A 12,897-nucleotide genomic window follows, 5' to 3' on the forward strand; every position below is an offset into this window, starting at 1 on the left:
AGAGACACAAGTGGCGAACCAGTCCCGCCCCAAGGTCAAGAAGTCGCGTGCCCTCGGCATCGCGCTGACCCCGAAGGCCGTCAAGTACTTCGAGGCCCGCCCCTACCCGCCGGGTGAGCACGGCCGCGGCCGCAAGCAGAACTCGGACTACAAGGTCCGTCTGCTGGAGAAGCAGCGTCTGCGCGCGCAGTACGACGTGTCCGAGCGTCAGCTCGTCCGCGCCTACGAGCGTGCCTCCAAGGTCCAGGGCAAGACCGGTGAGGCCCTGATCATCGAGCTCGAGCGCCGTCTCGACGCGCTGGTCCTGCGTTCGGGCATCGCCCGCACGATCTACCAGGCCCGCCAGATGGTCGTCCACGGCCACATCCAGGTCAACGGCCAGAAGGTCGACAAGCCGTCCTTCCGTGTCCGCCCGGACGACGTCGTGCAGGTCCGCGACCGCTCCAAGGACAAGACGCTCTTCCAGGTCGCCCGTGAGGGTGGCTTCGCCCCCGACGGCGAGACCCCGCGCTACCTCCAGGTGAACCTCCGCGCCCTGGCCTTCCGCCTGGACCGCGAGCCGAACCGCAAGGAGATCCCGGTGATCTGCGACGAGCAGCTCGTCGTCGAGTACTACGCCCGCTGACCCCGGTCTCGGCGTAAGCCCTCAGCCCGCCGTCTCCCCGCCCTTCCGGGTGGGCGAGGCGGCGGGTTCGCGTTTCCCGGCCTCCCCGCGCCTCCCGGCCTCCCCGCCGTCCGCGTCGCCGTCCCCGGGCACCGGCCCGCGCGGTCCCGGCAGCCCGTCCAGCGGCCGTGCCCCGCCGTGTCCCAGCGCCCGGGCCACCGCCGCCTCCCGGTCCAGACCGGCCCCCTGCCGCACGTGCGCCTCGTACCGCGCGTCACCGAGCGCCCGCCGTGCGGACGCCTCGCAGCTCTCGTGCGGGGCGTTGTAGTGCGCCGACCCGAACAGCGGCAGCCCCACCGACGGCCACAGCCGGCCCGCCGCGCCCTGGAGCACGGCGGCCTCGGCCGCGTCGCCCTCGGTCACCGTCACCAGCGCCAGCAGCTCGATCGCCAGGACACAGGCCAGCAGGTCGCGGAAGGCGTGCGCGTGGTCCAGACAGTCCGCCAGCAGCTCCCGCGCACCGCTGGTGTCCCCGCCGCGCCAGGCCGCGTACGCCAGTACGTACAGGGCGTACGAGCGAGCCCACCGCTCCCCGTGGTCCTCGCACACCCGGCGCACCTCCTCGCACAGGCGCACCGCGTCCGGCAGGTCCCCCTGGAACGCCCGGGTCATCGCCAGCTCCACCTGACCCATCAGCACGTTGCTGTTCAGTTCGCCGATCTCCCGGTAGCGGGCCAGCGCCGACCGCAGGAGCGTCTCCGCGCGGGCCATGTCGTCCGTGACCAGCGCCAGACAGCCGGTGCGGTGCTCCGCGTACGCCAGCGCCGTCGGGTCGGCCGCCCGCTCCGCCTGGTCGCGGCAGGCCTGGAGGGCCCTCAATGCGGGCACGGCGTCACCCTGGAGGACCGCCACGTAACCGAGCACCCACAGCGCCTTCAGCCGCGACCGCTCGTAGCCCGACTCCAGGTCCACGCTGCGCTCCAGCCAGCGCCGCCCCTCCGCGAGCCGCCCGCAGCCCACCCAGCAGAACCACAGCGAGCCCGCCAGGTACTGGCCGAGGTGCGCGTCCTCCGGGTCGGTCAGGGAGACGTCCAACGCGGCCCGCAGATTGGGCAGCTCGGCGTCCACCCGCGCGGCGACCTCCCGCTGCCGGGGTGAGAACCAGTCCAGCTCGCACATCGTGGCGAGACCGAGGTACCAGTCGCGGTGCCGCCGCCGCAGCCGCTCCGCGTCCCCGGTCGCCTCCAGCCAGTCGGCGCCGTAGGCCCGGACGGTGTCCAGCATCCCGTAGCGGGGGCCCGCCGGGGTCTCCTCGCGGGAGACGACCGACTGGGCGAGCAGCTCCGACAGCACGTCCAGGACGTCCTCGGCGGCCAGCCCGTCCCCGCTGCAGACGTACTCGGCCGCCTCCAGGTCGAAGGTCCGGGCGAACACCGACAGCCGTGCCCACAGCAGCCGCTCGGCGGGCGTGCACAGCTCGTGGCTCCAGCCGATCGCCGTGCGCAGCGTCCGGTGCCGGGGGAGCGCGTCCCGGCCGCCGCCGGTCAGCAGCCGGAACCGGTCGTCCAGACGCTGGAGCAGTTGCGCGGGGGAGAGCGCCCGCAGCCGTCCCGCCGCCAGCTCCAGCGCCAGCGGGATCCCGTCCAGCCGGCGGCACAGCTCCCGCACCTCCGCGCCGTCGGCCACCGTGAGGCCCTGCTCGCGCGCACGGTCCCGGAGCAGCTCCACCGCCTCGTCCTCGCCGAGCGGGGCCAGCGGGAACAGCCGCTCGCCCGCCAGGCCCAGCGGACGCCGGCCCACGGCCAGCACCCCGAGCCGCGGCAGCTTCCGCAGCAGCTCCGCCACCAGCTCCGCGCAGGCCGGTGCCAGATGCTCGAACCCGTCCAGCACCAGGAGCGTCCGCCGGCCGGCCAGGTGTTCCAGCAGCGTCTCGCGGGGCAGGCGGCTGGTCCGGTCGGTCAGGCCCAGCGCCTCCATGACCGCGTACTCCACGAACTGAGGATCGCGCACGGCCGCCAGGTCCACCCGCCCCCAGCCCGCGCCCCCCGGCGCGGCACCGGCCGCCGAGCGCGCCGCGACCCGCACGGCCAGCCGGGACTTGCCGACCCCGCCCGTGCCGGTCACGGTCACCAGCCGGGCCTGGCCGAGCGCCGCCGTCAGTTCGGCCAGCTCGGCCGAGCGCCCGACGAAGGCGGTGAGTTCGAGGGGCGGATCGCCGTCCGCCCAGGGGCCGGGGGCCTGAGGACCTCGCATGGGACACGGAGCGTACTGAAGTGTGTTCATTCCGTACAACCGCTTCCCGCGACTCCGCCCGTGGCGCCCGCCGAATGCGGTGCGGAGCCCCGGCCCCGGCGCGATAGGCTCGGGGCACTGCTTTTTTCATGGTTCCGATGTTCAGAGCACGTTTCAGGGAGCGGGTGCGCACAGTGTCCGGTGGAGAGGTGGCCGGGATTCTGGTGGCCGTCTTCTGGGCGATCCTGGTCTCCTTCCTCGCCGTCGCACTGGCGAGGCTGGCCCAGACGCTCAGGGCGACCACCAAGCTCGTCGCGGACGTGACCGACCAGGCGGTCCCGCTGCTCGCCGACGCCTCCCAGGCGGTGCGCTCCGCGCAGACGCAGATCGACCGGGTCGACGCGATCGCCTCGGACGTCCAGGAAGTCACGTCCAACGCCTCCGCACTGTCCACCACCGTCGCCTCCACGTTCGGCGGCCCGCTGGTCAAGGTCGCGGCCTTCGGCTACGGCGTCCGCCGGGCGCTGGGCGGCCGCAAGGAGGACGCGCCCGCCGGGCCGACCCGGCGGACCGTCATCGTGGGCCGGACGGTGCCGGCCGCGCGGCGGGGCAGGCGGAACCGCGGAAACGCCGAAAAGTAGGAGAGCCGGTCAGATGTTCCGCCGTACGTTCTGGTTCACCACGGGTGCCGCCGCCGGTGTGTGGGCCACCACCAAGGTCAACCGCAAGCTCAAGCAGCTCACCCCGGAGAGCCTGGCCGCCACCGCGGCGAACAAGGCCCTGGAGACCGGTCAGCGGCTGAAGGACCGCGCGGTCGGTTTCGCGCTCGACGTCCGCGACAACATGGCGCGGCGCGAGGCCGAACTGGGCGAGGCGCTGGGTATCGACGCGCCCCCCGGACCGGCCGCCCCCCGGCGGTACGCCGCCATCGAGAACGACCGCAGCAACCCGAAGTACATCGAGAACCCGACGTACACGCACAACCGGAATGAGGACTACTGATGGAGTCGGCCGAGATTCGCCGCCGCTGGCTGAGCTTCTTCGAGGAGCGCGGGCACACCGTCGTCCCTTCGGCGTCGCTCATCGCGGACGACCCGACTCTGCTCCTCGTCCCCGCCGGCATGGTCCCCTTCAAGCCCTACTTCCTGGGCGAGGTCAAGCCCCCGTTCAGCCGCGCGACCAGCGTGCAGAAGTGCGTGCGCACGCCGGACATCGAAGAGGTCGGCAAGACCACGCGCCACGGCACGTTCTTCCAGATGTGCGGAAACTTCTCCTTCGGCGACTACTTCAAGGAAGGCGCCATCGAACTCGCCTGGGAGCTGCTCACCGGCCCCCAGGACAAGGGCGGTTACGGCCTCGACCCCGAGCGTCTGTGGATCACCGTCTACCAGGAGGACGACGAGGCCGAGCGGATCTGGCACGAGGTCGTCGGCGTGCCCAAGGAGCGCATCCAGCGCCTGGGCATGAAGGACAACTACTGGTCCATGGGCGTCCCCGGCCCCTGCGGCCCCTGTTCCGAGATCAACTACGACCGCGGCCCCGAGTTCGGCGCCGAGGGCGGCCCCGCCGTCAACGACGAGCGGTACGTGGAGATCTGGAACCTCGTCTTCATGCAGTACGAGCGGGGCGAGGGCATCGGCAAGGACAACTTCGAGATCCTCGGGGACCTGCCGAGCAAGAACATCGACACGGGCCTCGGCCTGGAGCGGCTCGCCATGATCCTCCAGGGCGTGCGCAACATGTACGAGATCGACACGTCGATGGCCGTCATCGAGAAGGCCACCGAGCTGACCGGTGTCCGCTACGGCGACGCCCAGGCCTCCGACGTCTCCCTCCGTGTCGTCACCGACCACATGCGCACCGCCACCATGCTCATCGGCGACGGCGTCACACCGGGCAACGAGGGCCGCGGTTACGTGCTGCGCCGCATCATGCGCCGCGCCATCCGCAACATGCGCCTGCTCGGCGCCACCGGCCCGGTCGTCCACGACCTGATCGACGTCGTGATCGCCATGATGGGCCAGCAGTACCCCGAGCTGGTCACCGACCGCGAGCGCATCGAGAAGGTCGCCGTCGCCGAGGAGAACGCCTTCCTCAAGACGCTGAAGGCCGGCACCAACATCCTCGACACCGCCGTCACCGAGACCCGGCGGTCCGGCGGCACGGTCCTCTCCGGCGACAAGGCCTTCCTGCTCCACGACACCTGGGGCTTCCCCATCGACCTCACCCTGGAGATGGCCGCCGAGCAGGGCCTCTCCGTGGACGAGGACGGCTTCCGCCGCCTGATGAAGGAGCAGCGGGAGCGCGCCAAGGCCGACGCCCAGGCCAAGAAGACCGGCCACGCCGACATGGGCGCCTACCGCGAGATCGCCGACTCCGCCGGCGCCACCGACTTCACCGGCTACACCGACACCGAGAGCGAGACCACGATCGTGGGCCTCCTCGTCGACGGCGTCTCCTCACCGGCCGCCACCGAGGGCGACGAGGTCGAGGTCGTCCTGGACCGCACCCCCTTCTACGCCGAGGGCGGCGGTCAGATCGGTGACACCGGCCGCATCAGGGTGGACTCCGGTGCCGTGATCGAGGTCCGCGACTGCCAGAAGCCGGTCCCGGGCGTGTACGTCCACAAGGGTGTCGTCCAGGTCGGCGAGGTCACCGTCGGCGCCAGGGCCCACGCCTCGATCGACTCGCGCCGCCGCAAGGCCATCGCCCGCGCCCACTCGGCCACCCACCTGACCCACCAGGCCCTGCGGGACGCCCTCGGCCCGACGGCCGCCCAGGCCGGTTCCGAGAACCAGCCCGGCCGTTTCCGCTTCGACTTCGGCTCCCCCTCCGCCGTCCCGACGGCCGTGATGACCGACGTCGAGCAGAAGATCAACGAGGTCCTCGCCCGCGACCTCGACGTGCACGCCGAGGTCATGGGCATCGACGAGGCCAAGAAGCAGGGCGCCATCGCCGAGTTCGGCGAGAAGTACGGCGAGCGGGTCCGCGTGGTGACCATCGGCGACTTCTCCAAGGAGCTGTGCGGCGGCACGCACGTGCACAACACCGCCCAGCTTGGCCTGGTGAAGCTGCTCGGTGAGTCCTCCATCGGCTCGGGCGTCCGCCGTATCGAGGCCCTCGTCGGTGTGGACGCCTACCACTTCCTCGCCCGCGAGCACACGGTCGTCGCCCAGCTCCAGGAGCTGGTCAAGGGCCGCCCGGAGGAGCTGCCGGAGAAGGTCTCCGCCATGCTCGGCAAGCTCAAGGACGCCGAGAAGGAGATCGAGCGGTTCCGCGCCGAGAAGGTGCTCCAGGCCGCCGCCGGTCTCGCCGAGTCCGCCACGGACGTGCGCGGTGTGGCCGTCGTCACCGGGCAGGTCCCGGACGGCACCACCCCGGACGACCTGCGCAGGCTGGTCCTGGACGTGCGCGGCCGGATCCAGGGCGGCCGGGCCGCCGTGGTCGCCCTGTTCACCGTGAACAACGGCAAGCCGCTGACGGTCATCGCCACCAACGACGCCGCCCGCGAGCGCGGTCTGAAGGCCGGCGACCTGGTCCGGACCGCTGCCAAGACTCTCGGCGGCGGCGGTGGCGGCAAGCCGGACGTCGCCCAGGGCGGCGGTCAGAACCCGGCCGCCGTCGGTGAGGCCGTCGAGGCCGTCGAGCGGCTCGTCGCCGAGACCGCCAAGTAGGGGACGGCCATCACGATGCGCAGAGGACGCCGGCTCGCGATCGACGTCGGGGATGCCCGGATCGGGGTCGCCTCGTGCGATCCCGACGGGATCCTCGCCACCCCGGTGGAGACCGTCCCCGGCCGGGACGTCCCCGCCGCCCACCGCCGGTTGCGGCAACTGGTGGAGGAGTACGAACCGATCGAGGTCGTCGTCGGTCTCCCTCGCTCCCTCAAGGGGGGCGAGGGCCCGGCCGCGGTCAAGGTGCGCGCCTTCGCCCAGGAGTTGGCCGGCGGCATCAGGCCGGTGCCGGTGCGCCTGGTGGATGAGCGGATGACGACCGTGACGGCCAGTCAGGGGCTGCGCGCCTCCGGCGTGAGGTCGAAGAAGGGCCGCGCGGTCATCGACCAGGCGGCCGCGGTCATCATTTTGCAGCAGGCCCTGGAATCCGAACGGGTGTCAGGCAAGGCACCCGGCGAAGGCGTCGAAGTGGTCATCTGATCGCGATACGGTAACGTTCCGCGCGATGCACCGGTGTTCGAACAGCCGGTGCACAGCAAGAGGCGGAGCGGACACCGGCCCACCGGCCGCGTGACCGCCGGCCTCGCGGCTCTAGGGGATCGATGACTGAGTATGGCCGGGGCCCGGGCTCCGAACCGTGGCATCCGCAGGACCCGTTGTACGGGGACGGCGGATGGGAGGGACAGCAGGCCCAGCAGGGTCAGCAGTCCCCCTACGGCGGCCGGCCGCAGCACCATCCGCAGGAGCCGCAGTACGGCGACTGGAGCCAGGAGCAGCAGCAGCCCGGTCACGACGCACAGCAGCAGCCGTACGGCCAGGGACAGGGCGAGCCCGGCTACGACGAGGAGTTCGCCGGGCACGCCCCGCACCCGCTCCACCAGGGCGGATGGGACGCCACCGGCACCCACGGCCACGTACCGTACGCCGCCGACCCGGGCGACCCGTACGGCCAGCAGCCCGTGGCGTACGGCGGGGAGCAGCCCGACTTCTACGGCACGGACGAGGCCTATCCGCCGCCGGTGCCGCCCGGCCGCCGACGCCCCGAGCCGGACCCGGAGCCGGAGGCGCCGGCCGAGGAGGAGCACGCGGTCCTCGCGGGCGGTGGCGGCGCGGACGACGACGAGGAACACGAGCTGCGGACCCGGCGCGAGCGGCGCGGCAAGAAACCCGTCAAGAGCAAGAAGGGCCGCACCGGCTGCGCCTGCATGGTGGTCGTCCTGGTCTTCGGCGGCGGCCTCGGCGGGGTCGGCTATTTCGGCTACAAGTTCTACCAGAACCGTTTCGGCGCGGCCCCCGACTACGCGGGCAGTGGGAACGGCCACCAGATCACGGTCGAGATCCCCAAGAACGCCGGCGGCTGGGAGATCGGCCAGAAGCTGCACGAGGCGGACGTCGTCGAGAGTGCCGCCGCGTTCGTCTCCGCCCTCCAGGCCAACCCCCGGGGCAAGTCCATCCAGGACGGTGTCTACACCCTGGAGAAGCAGATGTCCGCCGCGAGCGCGGTGGAACTGATGCTCAGCCCGAAGAGCCGCAGCAACCTGATCATCGCCGAGGGACTGCGCAACACGGCCGTCTACACCCTGGTCGACAAGCGCCTCGGAGTGGCGGCCGGCACCACGGCACGGGTCGCGAAGAAGGAGTACAAGCGACTCGGGCTGCCCGCCTGGGCGCTGAACCACCCGTATCTGAAGGACCCGCTGGAAGGCTTCCTCTTCCCCTCCAGCTACGCCGTCGTCAAGGGCCAGAAACCCGAGGCCGTCCTGAAGAAGATGGTGTCCCAGGCCGCCGCCAAGTACCAGGAGCTGGGCGTGGAGAGCCGGGCCAGGTCGCTCGGCCTCGACAGCCCGTGGCAACTGCTCACCGTGGCGAGCCTGGCGCAGGCCGAGGGCACGAGCCACGACGACTTCCGCAAGATGGCCGAGGTCGTCTACAACCGCCTCGAACCGGACAACCCGCAGACGTACGGCCGGCTGGAGTTCGACTCCACCTACAACTACGTGAAGAACCAGTCGAAGATCGACCTCAGCATCGCCGAGCTGCGCAAGTACGACAACCCCTACAACACGTACTTCTCCAAGGGCCTGCCGCCGGGACCCATCGACAACCCCGGCGAGGAAGCGGTCAGGGGAGCGCTCGATCCGACACACGACGGCTGGTACTACTTCATCTCGATGGACGGCAAGACCAGCAAATTCACCAAGACGCTCGAGGACCACGAGAAACTCGTCAACGAGTGGAACGCGTCGAGAAAGAAGAACTGACGGCGGGACGGATCTCCGGGCGCACGCGACGAAGAACGCGGCCCGGGCGCGGGGGCACACCCGCATCCGCGAGGCTCAAGGACAGGTTTCCATGACATCAAGGGCAGTCGACGGCCGCCGGGCCGCCGTGCTCGGTTCGCCCATCGCCCACTCCCTCTCCCCGGTGCTGCACCGGGCCGCCTACGACGCACTCGGGCTCACCGGCTGGTCCTACGACAGCTTCGACGTCGACGAGGCCGCCCTGCCCGGCTTCCTGGACCGGCTCGGACCGGAGTGGGCGGGGCTGTCGCTGACCATGCCGCTGAAACGGGCGGTCATCGCTCTGGCCGACGAGATCAGCGAGACCGCCGCCGCCGTCGACGCGGTCAACACGCTCGTCCTCACCGAGGACGGCCGCCGCATCGGCGACAACACCGATATCCCGGGCATGGTGGCCGCGCTGCGCGAGCACGGCATCGAGCAGGTCGACTCCGCCGCGATCCTCGGCGCCGGCGCCACCGCCTCCTCCGCGCTCGCCGCGCTGGCCCGCGTCTGCACCGGCGAGGTCGTCGCCTACGTCCGCAGCGCGGCCCGCGCCGCCGAGATGCGGCAGTGGGGCGAGCGGCTCGACGTGGAGGTCCGTACGGCGGACTGGGCCGACGCCGCCGAGGCGCTGCGCGCCCCGCTGGTGATCGCCACCACGCCCGCCGGCACGACCGATGCCCTCGCCACCGCCGTACCGGAACGCCCCGCCACCCTCTTCGACGTGCTCTACGATCCCTGGCCCACCGAACTGGCGGCCCGCTGGTCCATGTTCGGCGGCGCCGTGGTCAGCGGCCTCGACCTGCTGGTGCACCAGGCCGTCCTCCAGGTCGAGCGGATGACCGGGCGCGCGCCGGCCCCGGTGGAGGCCATGCGCCGCGCCGGCGAGCGGGCGCTCGCCGCCCGCTGACACCCCCGCGGACGTCCGTCCTGTGGACCGGAGGCCGCCGCACCCCTGATACGTGGGAGGATCGGGGGTGGCGTACCGGGATCGCGCACCCGGTCGCGCCGTCGCCGTACGCACACACCCGCGTATGCCGGGCAGTACCGGGCGCGAACACTGAGGAGCATCGTTGAGCAGGCTGCGTTGGCTGACCGCGGGCGAGTCGCACGGTCCCGCACTTGTCGCGACGCTGGAGGGCCTTCCCGCCGGCGTGCCGATCACCACGGAGATGGTGGCGGATCACCTTGCGCGGCGGCGGCTCGGCTACGGCCGCGGTGCGCGGATGAAGTTCGAGCGGGACGAGGTCACCTTCCTGGGCGGGGTGCGGCACGGCCTGACCCTCGGCTCCCCGGTCGCGGTCATGGTGGGCAACACCGAATGGCCGAAGTGGGAGCAGGTCATGGCGGCCGACCCGGTCGACCCCGAGGTGCTCGGCGGCCTGGCCCGCAACGCACCGCTGACCCGCCCGCGCCCCGGCCACGCCGACCTCGCAGGCATGCAGAAGTACGGCTTCGACGAAGCCCGCCCGATCCTGGAGCGCGCCTCCGCCCGTGAGACCGCCGCCCGGGTGGCCCTCGGCGCGGTCGCCCGGTCGTACCTGAAGGAGACGGCCGGCATCGAGATCGTCTCCCACGTCGTGGAGCTGGCCGCGGCCAAGGCCCCCTACGGCCTCCACCCCACCCCGGCCGACGTCGAGAAGCTCGACGCCGACCCGGTGCGCTGCCTGGACGCCGACGCCTCCAAGGCGATGGTCGCGGAGATCGACCAGGCCCACAAGGACGGCGACACGCTCGGCGGCGTGGTGGAGGTGCTGGCCTACGGCGTGCCGGTCGGCCTCGGCTCGCACGTGCACTGGGACCGGCGTCTGGACGCCCGCCTGGCCGCGGCTCTCATGGGCATCCAGGCGATCAAGGGCGTCGAGGTCGGCGACGGCTTCGGGCTGGCCCGGGTGCCCGGTTCCCAGGCGCACGACGAGATCGTCACCACCGCCGAGGGCATCCGCCGCTCCACCGGCCGCTCGGGCGGCACCGAGGGCGGCCTCACCACCGGTGAGCTGCTGCGCGTCCGCGCGGCCATGAAGCCGATCGCGACCGTGCCCCGGGCCCTGCAGACGGTGGACGTCGTCACGGGTGAGGCCGCCCAGGCCCACCACCAGCGGTCCGACGTCTGCGCGGTCCCGGCCGCCGGCATCGTCGCCGAGGCCATGGTGGCGCTCGTCCTCGCAGACGCGGTCGCCGAGAAGTTCGGCGGCGACTCCGTCCCGGAGACCCGCCGCAACGTGCGGTCCTACCTCGACAACCTCGCGATCCGGTGAGTGCCGTGCCAGCGATCGTCCTGATCGGACCCATGGGCGTCGGCAAGTCCACCGTCGGCCGGCTCCTCGCCGAGCGCCTCGGCGTCGGCTACCGGGACACCGACGAGGACATCGTCACCGCCGAGGGCCGCGCCATCGCCGAGATCTTCGTGGACGAGGGCGAGGACGCCTTCCGGGCGATCGAGAAACGGGCGGTACGGACCGCGCTCGCCGAGCACGAGGGCGTCGTCGCGCTCGGCGGCGGTGCCGTCCTCGACCCGGACACCCGCGCGGCGCTCGCCGGGCACCGGGTGGTCTACCTCTCGATGGAGGTCGATGAGGCCGTCCGGCGCACCGGGCTCAACGTGGCCCGCCCCCTGCTCGCGGTCAACCCGCGCAAGCAGTGGCGCGAGCTGATGGAGGCGCGGCGGCACCTGTACGAGGAGGTCGCCACCGCCGTGGTGCCGACGGACGGCCGCACCCCCGAAGAGGTCACGCAAGCAGCGCTGGACGCACTGGAGTTGAAACAAGCATGAGCGAGGCAGTCACCCGTGTCCAGGTCGCCGGCACCGCGGGCACCGACCCGTACGAGGTGCTCGTCGGCCGGCAACTCCTGGGCGAGCTGCCCGGGTTGATCGGTGAGCAGGCCAAGCGGGTCGCGGTGATCCACCCGGAGTCGCTGGCCGAGACCGGCGACGCGCTCCGCGCCGACCTGGCCGATCAGGGGTACGAGGCCGTCGCCATCCAGGTGCCCAACGCGGAGGAGGCCAAGACCGCCGAGGTCGCCGCCTACTGCTGGAAGGCGCTCGGCCAGTCCGGCTTCACCCGCACCGACGCCATCGTCGGCGTCGGCGGCGGCTCGACCACGGACCTGGCCGGCTTCGTCGCCGCGACCTGGCTGCGCGGGGTGCGCTGGATCGCCGTCCCGACGACCGTGCTGGCCATGGTGGACGCGGCGGTCGGCGGCAAGACCGGCATCAACACGGCCGAGGGCAAGAACCTGGTCGGAGCCTTCCACCCGCCGGCCGGCGTGCTGTGCGACCTGGCCGCGCTGGACTCCCTCCCGGTCCACGACTACGTCTCCGGCCTCGCCGAGGTCATCAAGGCCGGTTTCATCGCCGATCCGGCGATCCTGGACCTGATCGAGGCCGACCCCGAGGCCGCCCGGACCCCGGCGGGCCCGCACACGGCCGAACTGATCGAGCGGTCGATCCGGGTCAAGGCGGAGGTCGTCTCCGCGGACCTGAAGGAGTCCGGTCCGCGCGAGATCCTGAACTACGGTCACACGCTCGGCCACGCCATCGAGAAGAACGAGCGCTACAAGTGGCGGCACGGCGCCGCGGTCGCCGTCGGGATGCACTTCGCCGCCGAACTCGGCCGCCTGGCGGGCCGCCTGGACGACGCGACGGCCGACCGTCACCGCGCCATCCTGGAATCCGTCGGCCTGCCGTTGCACTACCGCTACGACCAGTGGCCCAAGCTGCTGGAGACGATGAAGGTGGACAAGAAGTCCCGCGGCGACCTGCTGCGCTTCGTCGTGCTGGACGGCCTGGCCCGGCCGACCCTGTTGGAGGGCCCCGACCCGGCCGTCCTGCTCGCCGCCTACGGCGAGGTCGGCCAGTAGGCCGCACACCGCTCCGGGCGCACCGCGTTCCGGTTCCCGGCTTCTTGTGCACGTGTTCCGGCACGTATTTTCCGGTGGTGCGTGCTTCTTCCCTGCCGGACCGGGCACTTCGGGCCGCCCCCGGTCGTTTCACCGAACGACGGCCGGGGACGGTACCGTTCGGTGGCGAGCGGGGGCGCACCCTCGCTGCCAGCGCCAATTGCCTGTAGCGAGTGAGCTGGAGGGGCGTGTCGACACCGACTCG

Annotated in this window: 11 protein-coding genes; 10 read left to right on the forward strand and 1 reads right to left on the reverse strand. The window is 72.1% G+C overall.

Translation table 11 applies throughout. The annotated features are described in order from the left end of the window. Positions 1-10 precede the first annotated feature (10 nt). A complete protein-coding gene (gene rpsD, locus D9753_RS29420) occupies positions 11-625 on the forward strand; it encodes a 30S ribosomal protein S4 (protein WP_121789752.1) in 615 nt (204 codons plus the stop codon). Between the two features lie 21 nt (positions 626-646). On the opposite strand, the gene D9753_RS29425 is transcribed toward rpsD, so the two are convergent. Then, complete coding sequence (locus D9753_RS29425) at positions 647-2,857, reverse strand: ATP-binding protein (protein ID WP_205614294.1); 2,211 nt, start codon at positions 2,855-2,857, stop codon at positions 647-649. 137 nt (positions 2,858-2,994) lie between these two features. Here D9753_RS29425 and D9753_RS29430 point away from each other — a divergent pair, with 137 nt between their 5' ends. From D9753_RS29430 to aroB, 9 genes are all read left to right on the forward strand, one after another. Beyond that, positions 2,995-3,477: a DUF948 domain-containing protein gene (locus tag D9753_RS29430; protein WP_240468314.1), complete on the forward strand. Its 483-nt coding sequence runs from the start codon at positions 2,995-2,997 to the stop codon at positions 3,475-3,477. 13 nt (positions 3,478-3,490) lie between these two features. After that, a complete protein-coding gene (locus D9753_RS29435; RefSeq protein WP_121789755.1) occupies positions 3,491-3,838 on the forward strand; it encodes a hypothetical protein in 348 nt (115 codons plus the stop codon). Beyond that, positions 3,838-6,510, forward strand: coding sequence for an alanine--tRNA ligase (gene alaS / locus D9753_RS29440; RefSeq protein WP_121789756.1), 2,673 nt, complete (start codon positions 3,838-3,840; stop codon positions 6,508-6,510). Before D9753_RS29435 ends, alaS begins: the two co-directional genes overlap by 1 nt. Positions 6,511-6,525: 15 nt before the next feature. Next, complete coding sequence (gene ruvX / locus D9753_RS29445; protein WP_121789757.1) at positions 6,526-6,990, forward strand: Holliday junction resolvase RuvX; 465 nt, start codon at positions 6,526-6,528, stop codon at positions 6,988-6,990. Positions 6,991-7,112: 122 nt separating this feature from the next. Beyond that, complete coding sequence (mltG, locus tag D9753_RS29450; RefSeq protein ID WP_205614295.1) at positions 7,113-8,771, forward strand: endolytic transglycosylase MltG; 1,659 nt, start codon at positions 7,113-7,115, stop codon at positions 8,769-8,771. 91 nt (positions 8,772-8,862) lie between these two features. Next, entirely contained in the window at positions 8,863-9,702 is an 840-nt protein-coding gene (locus tag D9753_RS29455; protein ID WP_121789759.1) for a shikimate dehydrogenase, read from the forward strand. Positions 9,703-9,865: 163 nt separating this feature from the next. Continuing rightward, the gene (gene aroC / locus D9753_RS29460; protein WP_121789760.1) at positions 9,866-11,050 is read left to right on the forward strand and encodes a chorismate synthase; all 1,185 of its coding nucleotides are present in this window, start codon (positions 9,866-9,868) and stop codon (positions 11,048-11,050) included. A gap of 32 nt (positions 11,051-11,082) precedes the next feature. Then, on the forward strand, positions 11,083-11,565 hold the full coding sequence (locus D9753_RS29465) for a shikimate kinase (protein ID WP_240468501.1): 483 nt from the start codon (positions 11,083-11,085) through the stop codon (positions 11,563-11,565). Next, positions 11,562-12,653 (forward strand): 3-dehydroquinate synthase, encoded by a 1,092-nt coding sequence (gene aroB, locus D9753_RS29470; RefSeq protein WP_121789762.1) that lies wholly within the window; start codon positions 11,562-11,564, stop codon positions 12,651-12,653. The genes D9753_RS29465 and aroB overlap by 4 nt, the downstream gene beginning before the upstream one ends. Positions 12,654-12,897: the final 244 nt, after the last annotated feature.

Source organism: Streptomyces dangxiongensis (assembly GCF_003675325.1).
In the GTDB taxonomy this organism is placed as follows: Bacteria; Actinomycetota; Actinomycetes; order Streptomycetales; family Streptomycetaceae; genus Streptomyces; species Streptomyces dangxiongensis.